This is a genomic window from Halobacteriovorax sp. DA5 (genome assembly GCF_002903145.1).
In the GTDB taxonomy this organism is placed as follows: Bacteria; Bdellovibrionota; Bacteriovoracia; order Bacteriovoracales; family Bacteriovoracaceae; genus Halobacteriovorax_A.
Window position 1 is genome coordinate 267,031 of the sequence record NZ_PPDJ01000009.1, and the last position, 12,788, is coordinate 279,818.

General features: G+C 36.5%; 13 protein-coding genes. 10 read left to right on the top strand and 3 right to left on the bottom strand.

Features of this window, described 5'->3' with window-relative positions; all coding sequences use genetic code 11:
• Nucleotides 1-5 precede the first annotated feature (5 nt).
• The 7 genes from C0Z22_RS13820 (at nucleotide 6) to aspA (ending at nucleotide 6,917) form a co-directional block, all read left to right on the top strand.
• Nucleotides 6-464, top strand: a complete 459-nt coding sequence (locus C0Z22_RS13820; RefSeq protein ID WP_103218953.1) for a hypothetical protein — start codon at nucleotides 6-8, stop codon at nucleotides 462-464.
• Nucleotides 465-998: a hypothetical protein gene (locus C0Z22_RS13825; protein WP_103218954.1), complete on the top strand. Its 534-nt coding sequence runs from the start codon at nucleotides 465-467 to the stop codon at nucleotides 996-998. It abuts the gene before it with no gap.
• An 80-nt stretch (nucleotides 999-1,078) separates the two neighbouring features.
• Nucleotides 1,079-2,641 carry a hypothetical protein gene (locus tag C0Z22_RS13830; RefSeq protein WP_103218955.1) on the top strand — a complete coding sequence of 521 codons (1,563 nt, stop codon included), beginning with the start codon at nucleotides 1,079-1,081 and terminating at the stop codon, nucleotides 2,639-2,641.
• Nucleotides 2,641-3,507, top strand: coding sequence for a flagellar hook assembly protein FlgD (locus C0Z22_RS13835; RefSeq protein ID WP_103218956.1), 867 nt, complete (start codon nucleotides 2,641-2,643; stop codon nucleotides 3,505-3,507). The genes C0Z22_RS13830 and C0Z22_RS13835 overlap by 1 nt, the downstream gene beginning before the upstream one ends.
• A 10-nt stretch (nucleotides 3,508-3,517) precedes the next feature.
• Entirely contained in the window at nucleotides 3,518-3,982 is a 465-nt protein-coding gene (locus C0Z22_RS13840; RefSeq protein WP_103218957.1) for a TIGR02530 family flagellar biosynthesis protein, read from the top strand.
• Nucleotides 3,983-4,125: 143 nt separating this feature from the next.
• A complete protein-coding gene (locus tag C0Z22_RS13845) occupies nucleotides 4,126-5,406 on the top strand; it encodes a flagellar hook protein FlgE (protein ID WP_103218958.1) in 1,281 nt (426 codons plus the stop codon).
• Between the two features lie 92 nt (nucleotides 5,407-5,498).
• On the top strand, nucleotides 5,499-6,917 hold the full coding sequence (gene aspA / locus C0Z22_RS13850; protein ID WP_103218959.1) for an aspartate ammonia-lyase: 1,419 nt from the start codon (nucleotides 5,499-5,501) through the stop codon (nucleotides 6,915-6,917).
• Between the two features lie 38 nt (nucleotides 6,918-6,955).
• Here the strand turns inward: aspA and C0Z22_RS13855 are convergent, their stop codons facing one another.
• Nucleotides 6,956-7,297 carry a hypothetical protein gene (locus C0Z22_RS13855; protein WP_103218960.1) on the bottom strand — a complete coding sequence of 114 codons (342 nt, stop codon included), beginning with the start codon at nucleotides 7,295-7,297 and terminating at the stop codon, nucleotides 6,956-6,958.
• A 94-nt stretch (nucleotides 7,298-7,391) separates the two neighbouring features.
• Nucleotides 7,392-7,826, bottom strand: coding sequence for a hypothetical protein (locus C0Z22_RS13860; protein WP_103218961.1), 435 nt, complete (start codon nucleotides 7,824-7,826; stop codon nucleotides 7,392-7,394).
• Between the two features lie 121 nt (nucleotides 7,827-7,947).
• Between C0Z22_RS13860 and C0Z22_RS13865 the strand changes: the two genes are divergently transcribed.
• Together C0Z22_RS13865 and C0Z22_RS13870 are read left to right on the top strand one after the other, a co-directional pair.
• Nucleotides 7,948-9,114, top strand: coding sequence for a thiolase family protein (locus C0Z22_RS13865; protein WP_103218962.1), 1,167 nt, complete (start codon nucleotides 7,948-7,950; stop codon nucleotides 9,112-9,114).
• 43 nt (nucleotides 9,115-9,157) lie between these two features.
• Complete coding sequence (locus tag C0Z22_RS13870) at nucleotides 9,158-10,222, top strand: Crp/Fnr family transcriptional regulator (RefSeq protein WP_103218963.1); 1,065 nt, start codon at nucleotides 9,158-9,160, stop codon at nucleotides 10,220-10,222.
• Here the strand turns inward: C0Z22_RS13870 and C0Z22_RS13875 are convergent.
• A complete protein-coding gene (locus C0Z22_RS13875) occupies nucleotides 10,219-11,829 on the bottom strand; it encodes a hypothetical protein (RefSeq protein WP_103218964.1) in 1,611 nt (536 codons plus the stop codon). The two genes, C0Z22_RS13870 and C0Z22_RS13875, sit on opposite strands and share 4 nt — an antisense overlap.
• A gap of 164 nt (nucleotides 11,830-11,993) precedes the next feature.
• Between C0Z22_RS13875 and C0Z22_RS13880 the strand changes: the two genes are divergently transcribed.
• Nucleotides 11,994-12,785, top strand: coding sequence for a GYF domain-containing protein (locus C0Z22_RS13880; protein WP_158246935.1), 792 nt, complete (start codon nucleotides 11,994-11,996; stop codon nucleotides 12,783-12,785).
• Nucleotides 12,786-12,788 lie beyond the last annotated feature (3 nt).

Sequence of the window (12,788 nt, forward strand, 5' to 3'; positions counted from 1 at the left end):
TATAATTGCGTAGAGAAAAGTTTAAACTACAAGGCTTATTAAAACTAAGAGAATTCAAGGAACAAAAAATTAAACTTGAATTAGGGCAGATTAATATCGAAAAAGGCCGTTTAAACGAAGCTATTGCAAAATGTAACCTCGATATTGAAGAAACTTATAAAGCCCAAGAGGCTTTCTTTGATACATATACATCGGGAAGGAATGCTCAATTTTTTCCAATGTTTATTCAATCAAAAAGAGACGAAATAAAAGTCTTAGAAAATCAATTGCACGCAGTTGAAAGACAGTACCAAGAGAAAGTAAAAGAGCTTTCTGTTGCAAAAGGTGAAGTTAAAGTAATTGTTAATTTAAAAAATGAATTTGAAACAGAACAAAATAGGGTCATTGAGAAGAAGCGCCAAGAAGCGATTGATGAATTAATGATGGCAAAAAGGCATGCTCAAAAATTGGCCGGGGAAGCTTAAATGAAAAGGTTATTACTTTTAGTTTTGATTATTTCATCTTCACTTTCAGCTATTGCAGAAGAGAAGAAAATATATTCACAAGAAGAGTTTGATAAGGCACTTGAAGTTGCCTTAGAGAAGAAAATGAAAAAAATAGGGCGTTCAAAGTTGATTGAATTCTCAAAAGAGCTTCTTAAAAAGGAAGAAGAGTTGGCAATTCGTGAAAAGGCCTTAAAGAATCAACAAGAACAAGTTGTTGTTAATCAAAAAGAACTTGAAGGTCGAATTAAGGAATTTAAAACTTACCAAACAAATTTCCTATCATGTCTTGATAAGAAAGATTCTGATGAACAAAAGCGTGTTATTCACATGGTTGATGTTGTTTCTAATATGAGGCCTCAGACAGCGGCAAATCTACTTTCTCAGCAAGATCCTTCTATCTCAATCAAGATTCTCGGAGAGCTCGATCCTGTAAAGGTTTCGAAGATCTTTAACATGATGGATAAAGAAGTTTCAGCGCGTTTACAAAAGCAATACATGACGATGAAGAAGTAGGGGTAAACTTTTCCATGGTTAATTTTTTTGTGAATTTATGTAAAGATATTGCAAGGCGTTAAAAAAAGGGACAAAGAATAATGCTTAAAAACTTACTTGGACATAACTTAAAAGCAAAGGGGATGAAGGAGCAGTCGCAGACTAGTGCGAAAACTGTTTCTCTCGATAACCTGCTTTCTAGTCATGCCAATAAGAAGCTTTCTAAAGGACAAAAAGAAGAGTTTAGTAAACTTCTTCATGGTGGGGAGTCCAAAGGACAAGAATCACTTCTGACTACGAATGTGGCCAAGGGATTAGTGTCAAAATCGCAAAAGCATAATCTTAAAAATCCAGTTAACGAAAAAATCACTCATCAAGAAGTAAGAGAGCTTCTTAAAGAGGGAAAAGCAAATACTAGCTCGCTAATTAAAGATTCAAATAGTCCAAAGATTGCAAAGGCCATGGCCAAACACTCAACACCGACATCTTTAATTTCAACTTTAAGCTCAGCAAGTACAGCAGAGAATAGATCAGTTGGTAAGCACAGTGATATTGATAATATTCTTGGAACAAAGAATATTGTTGAATTACAAAAAGCAAAAACAACACTTGTTAACTCAAAATTAGAAAATTCAACTGAAAACAAGCAAGCACCAAAACTAGCTTCAAATGGTGTTAAGACTAATGCTCTACTAGGTAAGCACACACAAGCAATTATTGAAACAGCGCAAGTTTCACCAGATAGAGAAGTTGAAGCTCCTCGTGAAAACACGAATCTTTTAAGAATGGCACCAACAAACCTACTTAAAGGTAAGAAAGCACCTAGTTTACAAAGTAATCAGTTGACGAGTAGTGCAGATTTTATTGCTAATCGCCAAGTATTAAATAATCAACCTGCAAATGAAATGAAAGCTTCAAATAGCTTACATATGAATAAGTTTACAAAAGAAGCATCACAGAAGAATAACTCAATTATTCGTGTGAAAAATGAAGCTAAGGTTGAAGACTTTTCATCAGATATTACAGCAAAAGGTGATAGAAGAGCACCACAACAGGTTCAAAATAATTTAATTGGTGCACTTGGAAATTCGAATACAGCAAATGATTTTAAAGCTGAAATCAATCTTGCGAAAGCACCAGAAGTTCTTGATCTTTCAAACGTAACGAATGCTGATCAAATGATTAAAGAAGTGACTAACTATATCGAAATGAATCGAATTGAAAATAGTAAGTCTCTACAAGTTCTTGTAAAGCATAATGAACTTGGACATTTTAATGTAACGGCTAATAAAGACGCTAATGGTATGATTGCATTAAATATTGAAGCTTCAACAATTGAAGCGAAAGAATTCTTTAAGGAAAACGAAGTTAAGCTACTTAAAAATCTTGATATGAAAGGAATCAGAGTAGCTGACTTTAAGATCCATACGGCCACGTCTGGTCAAATGAGCGATACTGCTTCACAATCTGAAAGCTTTAAGAATGAAAAGCGTAATAGTGAAAGGCAAGCGGACAAAATCTCCTCTTCAAAAATGAGTGGAAATGAGTCTGAATATGCGAGACAATTAGATAGTGAAGATTCTTTTGCATTTGATAGTTTTCAAGATGCAAGAGAAGGCCGTCAAAGAAGATGGCAAGAGTATAGCGAACGCATAGGTGCATAATGCCAGAAATTGGAAAACCACAACAGAGAAATTCATTTTCACAAATCGGTATGGGCCCACGTCAAACGAAGGGCAATAGTCGAGGTGAATCGGTTGGTGAGCAACTAAACCGTATTGCTGGTAATGATATTGTTGATCAAAAGTTTGTTGATGAAAAAGAGCACAATAAAATGGGCCAAGATGGTTTCTTAAAGCTTCTTTCTCACCAGCTTACAAATCAAGATCCAATGAAGCCGATGGATCAAAAACAGCTATCTGCTGACCTTGCACAATTCTCTCAATTAGAGCAGATGACAAATATGAATGCTAAGCTCGATAAAATGGGTAAGAATGACCCTCAAGAGCTCAAGTTTTTCGGTGCTAGTTTCTTAGGAAAAGAAATTTTAACGAAAGGTGCCTCAGTTAGTTATGATGGCCAATCGTATAAAAAAGATGTTCCATTTTTCTTAGATAAAGAAGCTAAGAATGTTATGGTTAATATCTATGATAAAAATCGCCAGTTAATTGGAAAGGTTGAAGCAGAAAATCTTGGAAGAGGACAACACACTCTTGCTTGGAATGGCCGTCAACTTGATAATACAAGAGCTGCAAAAGGTGATTACACACTTGAAGTTTGGGCCTTTGATAAGGACATGAATAAATTTAAGGGTGAAACAAAATCGACAGGTGTTGTTAATGGTGTTGATTTTGAAAATGGAGAGACAATTTTCACATTAGAAAATGGAAAAAAAGTTTTCTTACGTGATGTTGATAGCTTCAAACTAGCTTCTAATACAGGTTCAGAAGTGAACGATAAAAATATTGCCGCATTGCAAAAGAGGGCGGCACAAAACTATAATAATATTAACAATTCCGCTAACCAATAATTGGAAATAAATGGGAACTAAAGATATTTCAAATTTTCATATTCCAAATGTAAGCCAGATTCCTGGTTCGAAGAAAGTTGATCTTCGTAACCGTCTTGGTAATGTTGGTGGAAACGAAGCTGCTCAATCAGAATTTAAAAACCTTTTAAATGAGCAGATCTCAAATGAGAAGATCAATAAAGCGCATCAGTTAGATCAGTTAGCGCAAACTCAAAGAGAACACGGAATTCAACTTTCGACTCATGCAGCGAAGAGATTGCAAGAGCGAAATATTGATATTGATAGTAACGAGTTTTTTAAACTTAAGGATGCTTTTCAAAAACTTCAAAGTAAGGGTGGAAAGGATTCTTTAGTAATTACAGATAAAGCAGCCTATATCGTGGATGTACCGGCCAAGAAGGTGGTAACGGCCATTGATAAGGGAAGTATAGAGAGTAACGTATTTACAAAAATTGATTCGACTGTATTGGTTTAAGATTTAATTAGCTGGTCCTAACGGAAGCTTCGTGTTTGCCTGTCGTTGTAAACACATCTTTTAAAATCTTTATTCCATTTAGTCGTTTTTAGATCTGGATCTAACAGAGCAGTTTAGATTTAGTTTTAGTCTAGGAGGGACGAATGAGTATTTTAAGGTCATTTAACATTGGTGTATCTGGTTTAAGCGCTTCTGGAGCGGGAATGAACGTTGTTTCAGACAACATTTCAAACGCTGGGACACATGGTTTTAAAGCTTCTAGAGCTGAATTTCAAGATGTACTTGCAGTCTCTCTAAAAGGGATCGAAGGTGGAGATCAGTTCGGTGCTGGTACAAAGCTAGCTCACATTAAGCCAATCATGACTCAAGGTGATGTTGCAAGAACTGAATCGATCACTGACCTTGCTATTCAAGGTGATGGTTTCTTCAAGGTAAAAGCTCCATTCGGAAATGGATACTCTAGAGATGGTTCAATGCACTTTAACAAAGACGGTGAGCTTGTTAACGGTGATGGATATAAAGTAATTGGTTTCAAATCAAATGAAGATGGAACACTTACAAATAAAGAAGGTGAGATTAAGTTAGGAAACACAACGATTCCAGCTCAAGCAACGGAAAAAGTTAAGCTTTCTATGAACTTAGACTCAAGAGCTTCTGTTAAGCAATTTGATCCAAATAATCCAGAAGAAACTTCAAACTTTTCTTCTTCAATGACTGTATACGATAACGTAGGTACAGCTAGATTAATTACTGTTTATTATAATAAGACTGCTGATAATAACTGGACTTACCGTGCAATGGTTGACGGTGCTGATGCTCAAGGTGGTGAAGCAGGAACTATGGTTGAAATGGCACAAGGTCAACTTATCTTCAACGACAAAGGTCAGCTTCAAGAAGAAGTAGAGTCTTCAAATGCTTTCAACTTCAATAAAGGTGCACAACAAGGTCAAAAAATTGAATTCTCATGGGGTGAATCAATCTCTGAAGGTGGAGATGGTACTGATGCTTCAACTCAGTATGGTTCAGGGTCTGCAGTTGCTAGACACACTCAAGATGGTGCATCAGCTGCTACTCTTGGATCTCTATCGTTCAACGATGATGGTATCCTTACTGCAGTTTATGACAATGGTGAAACAAGAGATATCGCTCAAATCGCTATTGCAAAATTTGATAATAACGAAGGTCTTTTCAAAATGGGGAAAAACCTTTTTAAAGAATCTAAAAACTCTGGTCAACCAGCAATGGGGAAACCAGGTGAAGCAGGACGTGGACAAGTTCTTTCAAAGTCGATCGAACTTTCAAACGTTGATATTGCAAATGAGTTCGTTAACCTAATGACGTCTCAAAGAAACTTCCAAGCTAATGCTAAGACGATCTCTACAGCAGATAAAATGATGCAAGAGGTCTTCAGAATCAAGGGTTAATAAATAACTCATACTCCTATGCTTTTAAGGCCCTCTTTTGAGGGCCTTTTTTATGTTCTTGTGCTTAAATACTTCTATTATTGGAGAATTTTATGAAGACAAGAATTGAAGAAGATTTACTCGGACAATTAGAAATAGATAATGAAATGCTTTATGGAATCCATACGCAAAGGGCCCTAAATAATTTTCAAATATCAAATGCAAAAATTGGAGACTACCCTAATTTTGTTAAGGGGATGGTTCTTACTAAAAAGGCAGCAGCAGCTGCTAATAAAGAAATTGGTACAATGGAAGATGATAAGTGCGATATGATTATTAGCGCTTGTGATGAAATCCTAGCAAACCTTGATGATTACTTAAAATACTTTCCATCAGATGTCTTTCAAGGCGGAGCTGGTACTTCGGTAAATATGAATACTAACGAGGTTATTGCTAACGTTGCTCTTGAAATGAATGGACATAAACGTGGCGATTATAGTGTCTTAAATCCAAACGATCACGTAAATAAATCTCAATCAACAAACGATGCTTATCCAACTGGTTTTCGTGTCGCAGTTTTCTTTTATATGACTAAAGTAATTGAGCGAATTCAAGAGCTATCAGATAGTTTTGAAAAGAAGGGCGTTGAGTTTGAAAAAGTTTTAAAAATGGGGAGAACACAATTACAGGATGCTGTTCCTATGTCATTAGGAGATGAGTTTCACTCATGGGCAGTTAATCTTCGTGAAGAAGTGCGCTCTCTTTCTCGTTGTCGTGACCTTGTTTTAGAAGTTAACTTAGGTGCGACAGCAATTGGAACAGGACTAAATGCTCACGATCGTTATTCTGATCTTGCCATCGGTTTTCTTTCAAAATTTACAGAAGAAAGTTTTGTAAAATCGGAAAACTTAATTGAGGCAACATCAGATTGTGGTGCTTATGTCATGATCTCTGGGTCTTTAAAAAGAACAGCGGTTAAACTTTCAAAGATTTGTAATGATCTAAGACTTCTTTCTTCAGGTCCACGTTGTGGGTTTAATGAAATCAATCTTCCTGAGCTCCAGGCCGGATCATCTATTATGCCAGCAAAGGTAAACCCAGTTATTCCAGAAGTTGTAAATCAGGTTTGTTTCAAAGTTATTGGAAATGATATGACTATTACAATGGCCGCTGAAGCAGGACAACTGCAACTTAATGTAATGGAGCCAGTTATTGCTCAATCTCTATTTGAATCAGTTGATCTTCTTAGTCATGCGGCAACAACTTTAAAAGAGAAGTGCGTTGAAGGGATTACAGCTAATGAAGAGCATACGACAAATATGGTTTTAAACTCAGTTGGAATCATTACATATTTAAATCCATTTATTGGCCACCACATGGGTGACGTTATTGGAAAAGAGGCCGTAAAGACGGGGAAATCAATTCGAGAATTAGTTCTTGAGAAGAAGTTACTTTCTGAAGAAGAATTAGATGAGATTCTTTCAGTTGAAAATTTAATTAAGCCTAAGTACAGAGCAAAATTATTCAAATAAAAAAAGCCTCCATTTCGGAGGCTTTCTTTTTCGCTATATTAATTACGACGATTTCTTCTTTCTTTAAATACATGAGCTCGGCAAGTTGCGGCCATGATATTTGGATGATTTGTTGGCCCTGAGAACCTTGTGAAGTCAAAGCTTCTAACGTTGCAACCATGTTGGCAACGGTAGTTAAAAGTTCTTTGAAATCCATTCGTGTATGTAATCGTGTATTGATAATCAAGAACAGTCATAAACCTATGTGAATTATTATAAATTTCACAATTAACAAAAGGTCCCCAATTAATTTGGCCTTCCACTGTGCGGTGTCTTTCTTCTTGTGCCCAAATCTTTTGAGTTAAAAAAAGTAGCAGCGCTAAACATAATAGCTTTTTCATAAAAATCCCTCTCTAATGAATATTTATATAAAAATGCTATTAGAGATTAGAGGCTCTGGCAAGTTAACGAGGGTAAAGCTATAGGTGCGACGTGTTACTGGTTTAGTAGTCTATCGGCCTGGATTGTTAGGCCAACATTCTCTCTTGTCACTTTGCAGTATAGTTGTGTACCTTTGAAAGTTTCTTCTTTCCACATATCCTGGTAATCATCCCAGTTTTCGTCTGCAAAGAATTGATCAAAGAAGGCACCGATTGAATCCACTAATCCTTCTAGAAGCTTAGTGTGGTCACCGTTTTCTTCTAGATCCATTGAGGCAAAGTATGTTGTAGCAGCAGCTGCTTGGTTTGATGTGTCCACAAGAGAAGCAATTACTAGAACTTCACCTTTGTGCAATCTTCCATAGACTTCAAAAACTTTATTAGCATCAAATAACTCGTTGCGATACGTATCTTGAAGAAGTTCAAGTACAGAATCTGCCCACTCATTTGGAAGATCAATTAAAAATGGCCCGTTTGTTCTTGAAAGCATTCGCAATATCCTTTTTTAACGCTACGAAAATCTATATAGAAGTAGAAGATAATTAACAAGCCACTGTTTGTGTGTCAATATATCTGGACTTTAAATAAGACTAAATAAAAAGGAGTAAATAATGAGTGTTTATATTCTTTCTGGTGCTAGAACACCAAGTGGAAGTTTCTTAAGCTCACTTGCAGAAGTTGGAGCAACTCGCTTAGGTGCAACGGCAATTGAAGCTGCAGTTGAAAAAGCGGGAATCGCAAAAGATAAGGTTGATGAAGTATTTATGGGGAACGTTGTTCAGGCAGGTGTTGGACAAGCTCCAGCTCGTCAGGCCGCAATCTTTGCAGGTCTAAGCGAAGCGACTCCATGTACAACAATTAACAAAGTTTGTGGATCGGGGATGAAGACAATTATCTCTGGTGCTCAGTCAATTATGACAGGTGACAATCAAGTTGTTGTTGCTGGTGGTATGGAAAATATGTCACAAGCTCCTCACTTGCTTATGAACTCTAGAACTGGTGTTGCAAAATTTGGTGCAGCAGAAGTTAAAGATGCTATGCAATGGGATGGACTTTGGGATGTTTATTCTGACCAAGCAATGGGAAATTGTGCAGAAGAGTGTACTGAAAAATATAACCTAACAAGAGAAGCACAAGATGCTTATTCAATTGAGTCTTTTAAAAGAGCTCAAGCTGCAATCGAAGCTGGGATTTTTAAAGATGAAATCGCTCCAGTAACAATCAAAGGTCGCAAAGGTGACGTTGTTGTTTCTGAAGACGAAGGACCATTCAAGGCTAAGTTTGATAAGATTCCTGGTCTAAGACCAGCTTTCAAAAAAGATGGAACAATTACTGCTGCTAACGCATCAACTATTAATGATGGTGCTGCTGCTGTTGTTCTTGCAGGTGAAGAATATAAAGACCAAGCAGAATTTAAAATCGTTGGTTGGGCATCTCACGCTCAAGCGCCAACTTGGTTTACAACTGCTCCAATTGAAGCAATGAAGAAGAACCTTGAGAAAACTGGACTAAAACTTTCAGATATTGATGTTTTTGAAATCAATGAAGCTTTCGCAGCTGTTCCAATGGCAGCGATGGCAGAAATGGGAATTGATCACGCAAAACTTAATATCTATGGTTCTGGTGTATCACTTGGTCACCCAATTGGAACTTCTGGTACTCGTATTGTGGTAACACTTATGACTGCTATGAAAAACCAAAATGCAAAGTACGGTTTGGCCTCTATTTGCATCGGTGGCGGTGAGGCGTTATCATTGATATTAGAAAAAATTAAATAAATTTGCAGGACTTTCGTAGTCCTGCTTTTTAGTAGGACTATGGATGGCCCAAGCTCAAACACAAAAACAACACAAATCTGGTATCGTTCGATTCAAAGCAGGTGAAGTTCTTTTCAACCAAAACGATCCAGCGGATTCTCTTTATATTATTCAAAAAGGACAGATAAGACTCTATATTCCAAAAGGACAGGGCTTTGTTGAAATTGCAATCCTTCGTGCTGGTGAAGTTATTGGTGAGATGGCCTATTTTGATGATAAGGGATCAAGAAGAAGTTGTTCTGCTGCTGCCATTGTTCCTACAGATGTTGTTCGCGTTACATTTTCTGCATTCGATAAAACAATGCAGGGTCTTAATCCATGGTTTAAAACAATCGTTAACACTCTTGCTGAACGTTTGAGAAAGACGAATGATCGTGTAAAGGCACTTGAGACCAATTCTGTTGGTTTCGGTAAAGATGGTAAAGTTGGCGAGTATGTCTTCTTTCACACAACAGATGTCCTAAGAATTCTTGCAGGGATTTATCTATCATCAAAAGTACACGCACAAAAAGGTGAGGATGGTGCACACCGTATTCATATTAGCTCAATTCGTTATTACCTATTCGATATCTTTGGTGTTTCTGAAATTAAGTTTGAAGAGATGATTGAACTTTTAAAAAGAGAAGGTTTAATTGTTATGGAAGACGATAAGGACGGACAACCAAAACTTGTAAAAATACCTAATCTTGAAAATCTTCGAAGTATTGTAGCTTTTGTTAATGCTGAAAAAATAAAAACAGATGATAAGAAAATAAAAACAACGAAGAAGTGCAATCTAATTCTTTCTCGTATGAAGAATCAACTTCTTGCAAAAGGTATTACTAAAGGAAAGTCTTCTGCCGATTTATCTGCAGTTATTGCTGAGCTTAAGGAAGGTGAAGCGATTGTTAACGCTGAAGATATTCGTCCTGCAATATTAGCGGGAATTGTGGAAGATATTTTCGTGGATGACAAAGGTAATATGACTAATGTTGTTGATATGGATAAATTGATTAAAATTTTACCGGGCCTAATCTTTCAAGTTGCTTGGCAACGTTTAAATGAAGAAAAGGCCGGTAATAGTTATTAGTTTCCAGTTGGATAGAAGTTTACTTCAACATTGGCACCATCACTATAAATAGCATTTCCATAAAGTTTTAAGAAGTAACCAGTTTCGTTCATAACAGGTGTCGCTGGAGTGTCATCTGTTGGACTTGTCACCTTAATATTGAAGTTTGAATAATAAGCAGGATTAGATCCTGATTTCATTAATTGCCATCCATTTGTCGAACTCTTATTAATAGTCTGCCCATTAATCTTAAGAGTAATCGAACTTTCAACAGGCTTACTATTAAGTTTTACGTAACCATAAAAGTTTTGTGGTGTTTGATAGCTTACAACTAAACATTCTGGATATTCCACAATTGCATTTCCATTTAAGCGAATAAAGTGGCCTGAGTGCTCCTCTCCAACTGAAGGAGAGTATCTTGTAGCAAAATTATATTTTTCTCCAACAAGATAGGTATAGCCATTACTTGCACCTTCAAGGATTGGTGTACCCGGTTGAGAGCTTCCTCTTACATACTTCGTGATGATTAACGAATTTGGGTCAATAAGAGCACCTGGTTCTGCAACTTTCCAGTAGTTGTATTTGTGCTTAAGGATTGCATCAACAATTGAATTATTTACGTGATCGAAAATATTATTGAAGTTACTCTGAGTACATACGTTAATATTATCGTTGTAGCCAAATCCGTTGTATGAATTACTAGAACGTGGAAATGGATATGGATTACTACCTGTTATATTACTATATGGTTGATTATAAATTAAATCACTAGCTTTATGATAGTAATAATTCAATTCACCTTTGCTAATTTGCGGACAATTGTAAGAGCTAGGCTGAACAGATGGAGCTAGAGAAATGAATCTCATCATTGATGAGTCGAGTTCGTAGTTTCCGACATTACTACATGTTCTATTAAAAGTAGCATAAGTCGTACGAGTGATTCCAAACATTGCTTTTTCTTCGTTACTAAAGACAGATTGATCATAGAGTGAGCCATTGTAATTACCACGCATACAAAGGAGATCATGAGAAATCCCTTTCATATACCTTTCTCCGATTGGATGTCTCCCTGAAACACCTGAACCAGAAGGAACCCAAGAGTTATCATCCTCGTTAGACATGATCACAATAATTGTATGAGCACCTTTTCTAAGGGCACCATTTAATTGATTTAATTTTACAAGGTCTCTAATACGAGTAAGTCCAGCTTCCTCTGTTCCTGTTGCACCACTGAAGTTTGAGATGACATTTGAAGCGGCGTAACGAGATATCGTTGTTACTCCTGAAGGATTAATTCCTGAGCGAGAAAAGAAATAAGTTTCATTATTTCCTGAACCAATAAGAGGCGCCATAAGAACCTGGTAATCGAATCGATCCGCAATATTGTTTACAACATTATTTAGTGCCGTTTTAGTCTGGCTACTAATAAAGCTGGTACTTCTTGAGTTATCCCAAACAAAGAGTAGGTCAACAGGTGGCCTAATATAAGTAAACTTAGAACACATTTCACTGTTTACTGTCTGAGTTGGATCAGTTCCAAATGAGTCAGAATTCTTGCGAGTCGCAAATTCTTCTTTCGCACAAGAGGCCATGAATAATAATGTCAAAACAAGTAAGATCTTTTTCATCAATTAACTCTTCGGTTAAGAAAAACTAAAACTTAAATATAATTCAGCCTTTTTTACTAAAGTATTATTCCCATTTGATGCTTCTTAGGGGCAATATTTTTCATTAATTTTGTTAATGATATCAACAGGTTAAAATAGGAAGTGCAAATCAAATGGAGAAGAAAATGGCACAATGGTATTACGTTGAAAAAGGTGAAAGAGTAGGACCTGTTGAATTGGAAGAGGTTGAAGTCCTATTTGGAAAAGGAAAGCTTACACCTGATAGCTATGTTTGGACTAAAGGATTTGATAATTGGAAACTTATTTCAGAAGCAACTGAGCTAGGACACTTATTAAATAAGCGTGTAATGGATGAACTTCCTCCAGAGCTCGATATGCCTCCTGTCATTGATGATCAGCACGTCGTTCTTTATTCATGGGATGATATCAAAGATGATGAAAAAATAATTACGATTAAAATTGGTCTTGATCGAGGAATGGAAGAAGTTGAGTATGGGCCGTTTAGTGTAATTGATTTACAAAAGGCTTATCAGCAAAATCGTATTAATGAAAAAACTCTTGCCTATATTCCTGGTGAAAACGAATGGGTTTTCTTAGCAGAAACACCAATTGCTAAGAAGGTAATGGGGACTGTTCCTCCATTAATTACAGATGATGAAAGAAGATTAAATCAAAGAAAGCCATTTGTTGCTCGTATGTTCTTTCATGATTCTCAACAGGTATTTGAAGGAGTTTGTCGCGATATCTCAATCGGTGGTATGCAAGTTCTCGTTTCGAATTTTCCATTTAATGTAGGTGATGAGGTCACATTAAATGTTCACCCTGAAAATACTGATTACCACTTTATTGCCTCGGGCCTAGTAGTAAGACATCTTAATGAGAACCAAGGTTTTGCTCTCCGATTTGTTAATCTCTCAGACGAAGCTGAAAGCTCGATTAAAAGCTATATCGGTTAATTT

Bases quoted from the DNA above. Each gene is read 5' to 3' on its own strand.
- C0Z22_RS13825 (WP_103218954.1), top strand. From the start codon at position 465: ATGAAAAGGTTATTACTTTTAGTTTTGATTATTTCATCTTCACTTTCA.
- C0Z22_RS13830 (WP_103218955.1), top strand. From the start codon at position 1,079: ATGCTTAAAAACTTACTTGGACATAACTTAAAAGCAAAGGGGATGAAG.
- C0Z22_RS13835 (WP_103218956.1), top strand. From the start codon at position 2,641: ATGCCAGAAATTGGAAAACCACAACAGAGAAATTCATTTTCACAAATC.
- C0Z22_RS13840 (WP_103218957.1), top strand. From the start codon at position 3,518: ATGGGAACTAAAGATATTTCAAATTTTCATATTCCAAATGTAAGCCAG.
- C0Z22_RS13845 (WP_103218958.1), top strand. From the start codon at position 4,126: ATGAGTATTTTAAGGTCATTTAACATTGGTGTATCTGGTTTAAGCGCT.
- aspA (WP_103218959.1), top strand. From the start codon at position 5,499: ATGAAGACAAGAATTGAAGAAGATTTACTCGGACAATTAGAAATAGAT.
- C0Z22_RS13855 (WP_103218960.1), bottom strand. From the start codon at position 7,297: ATGAAAAAGCTATTATGTTTAGCGCTGCTACTTTTTTTAACTCAAAAG.
- C0Z22_RS13860 (WP_103218961.1), bottom strand. From the start codon at position 7,826: ATGCTTTCAAGAACAAACGGGCCATTTTTAATTGATCTTCCAAATGAG.
- C0Z22_RS13865 (WP_103218962.1), top strand. From the start codon at position 7,948: ATGAGTGTTTATATTCTTTCTGGTGCTAGAACACCAAGTGGAAGTTTC.
- C0Z22_RS13870 (WP_103218963.1), top strand. From the start codon at position 9,158: ATGGCCCAAGCTCAAACACAAAAACAACACAAATCTGGTATCGTTCGA.
- C0Z22_RS13875 (WP_103218964.1), bottom strand. From the start codon at position 11,829: ATGAAAAAGATCTTACTTGTTTTGACATTATTATTCATGGCCTCTTGT.
- C0Z22_RS13880 (WP_158246935.1), top strand. From the start codon at position 11,994: ATGGCACAATGGTATTACGTTGAAAAAGGTGAAAGAGTAGGACCTGTT.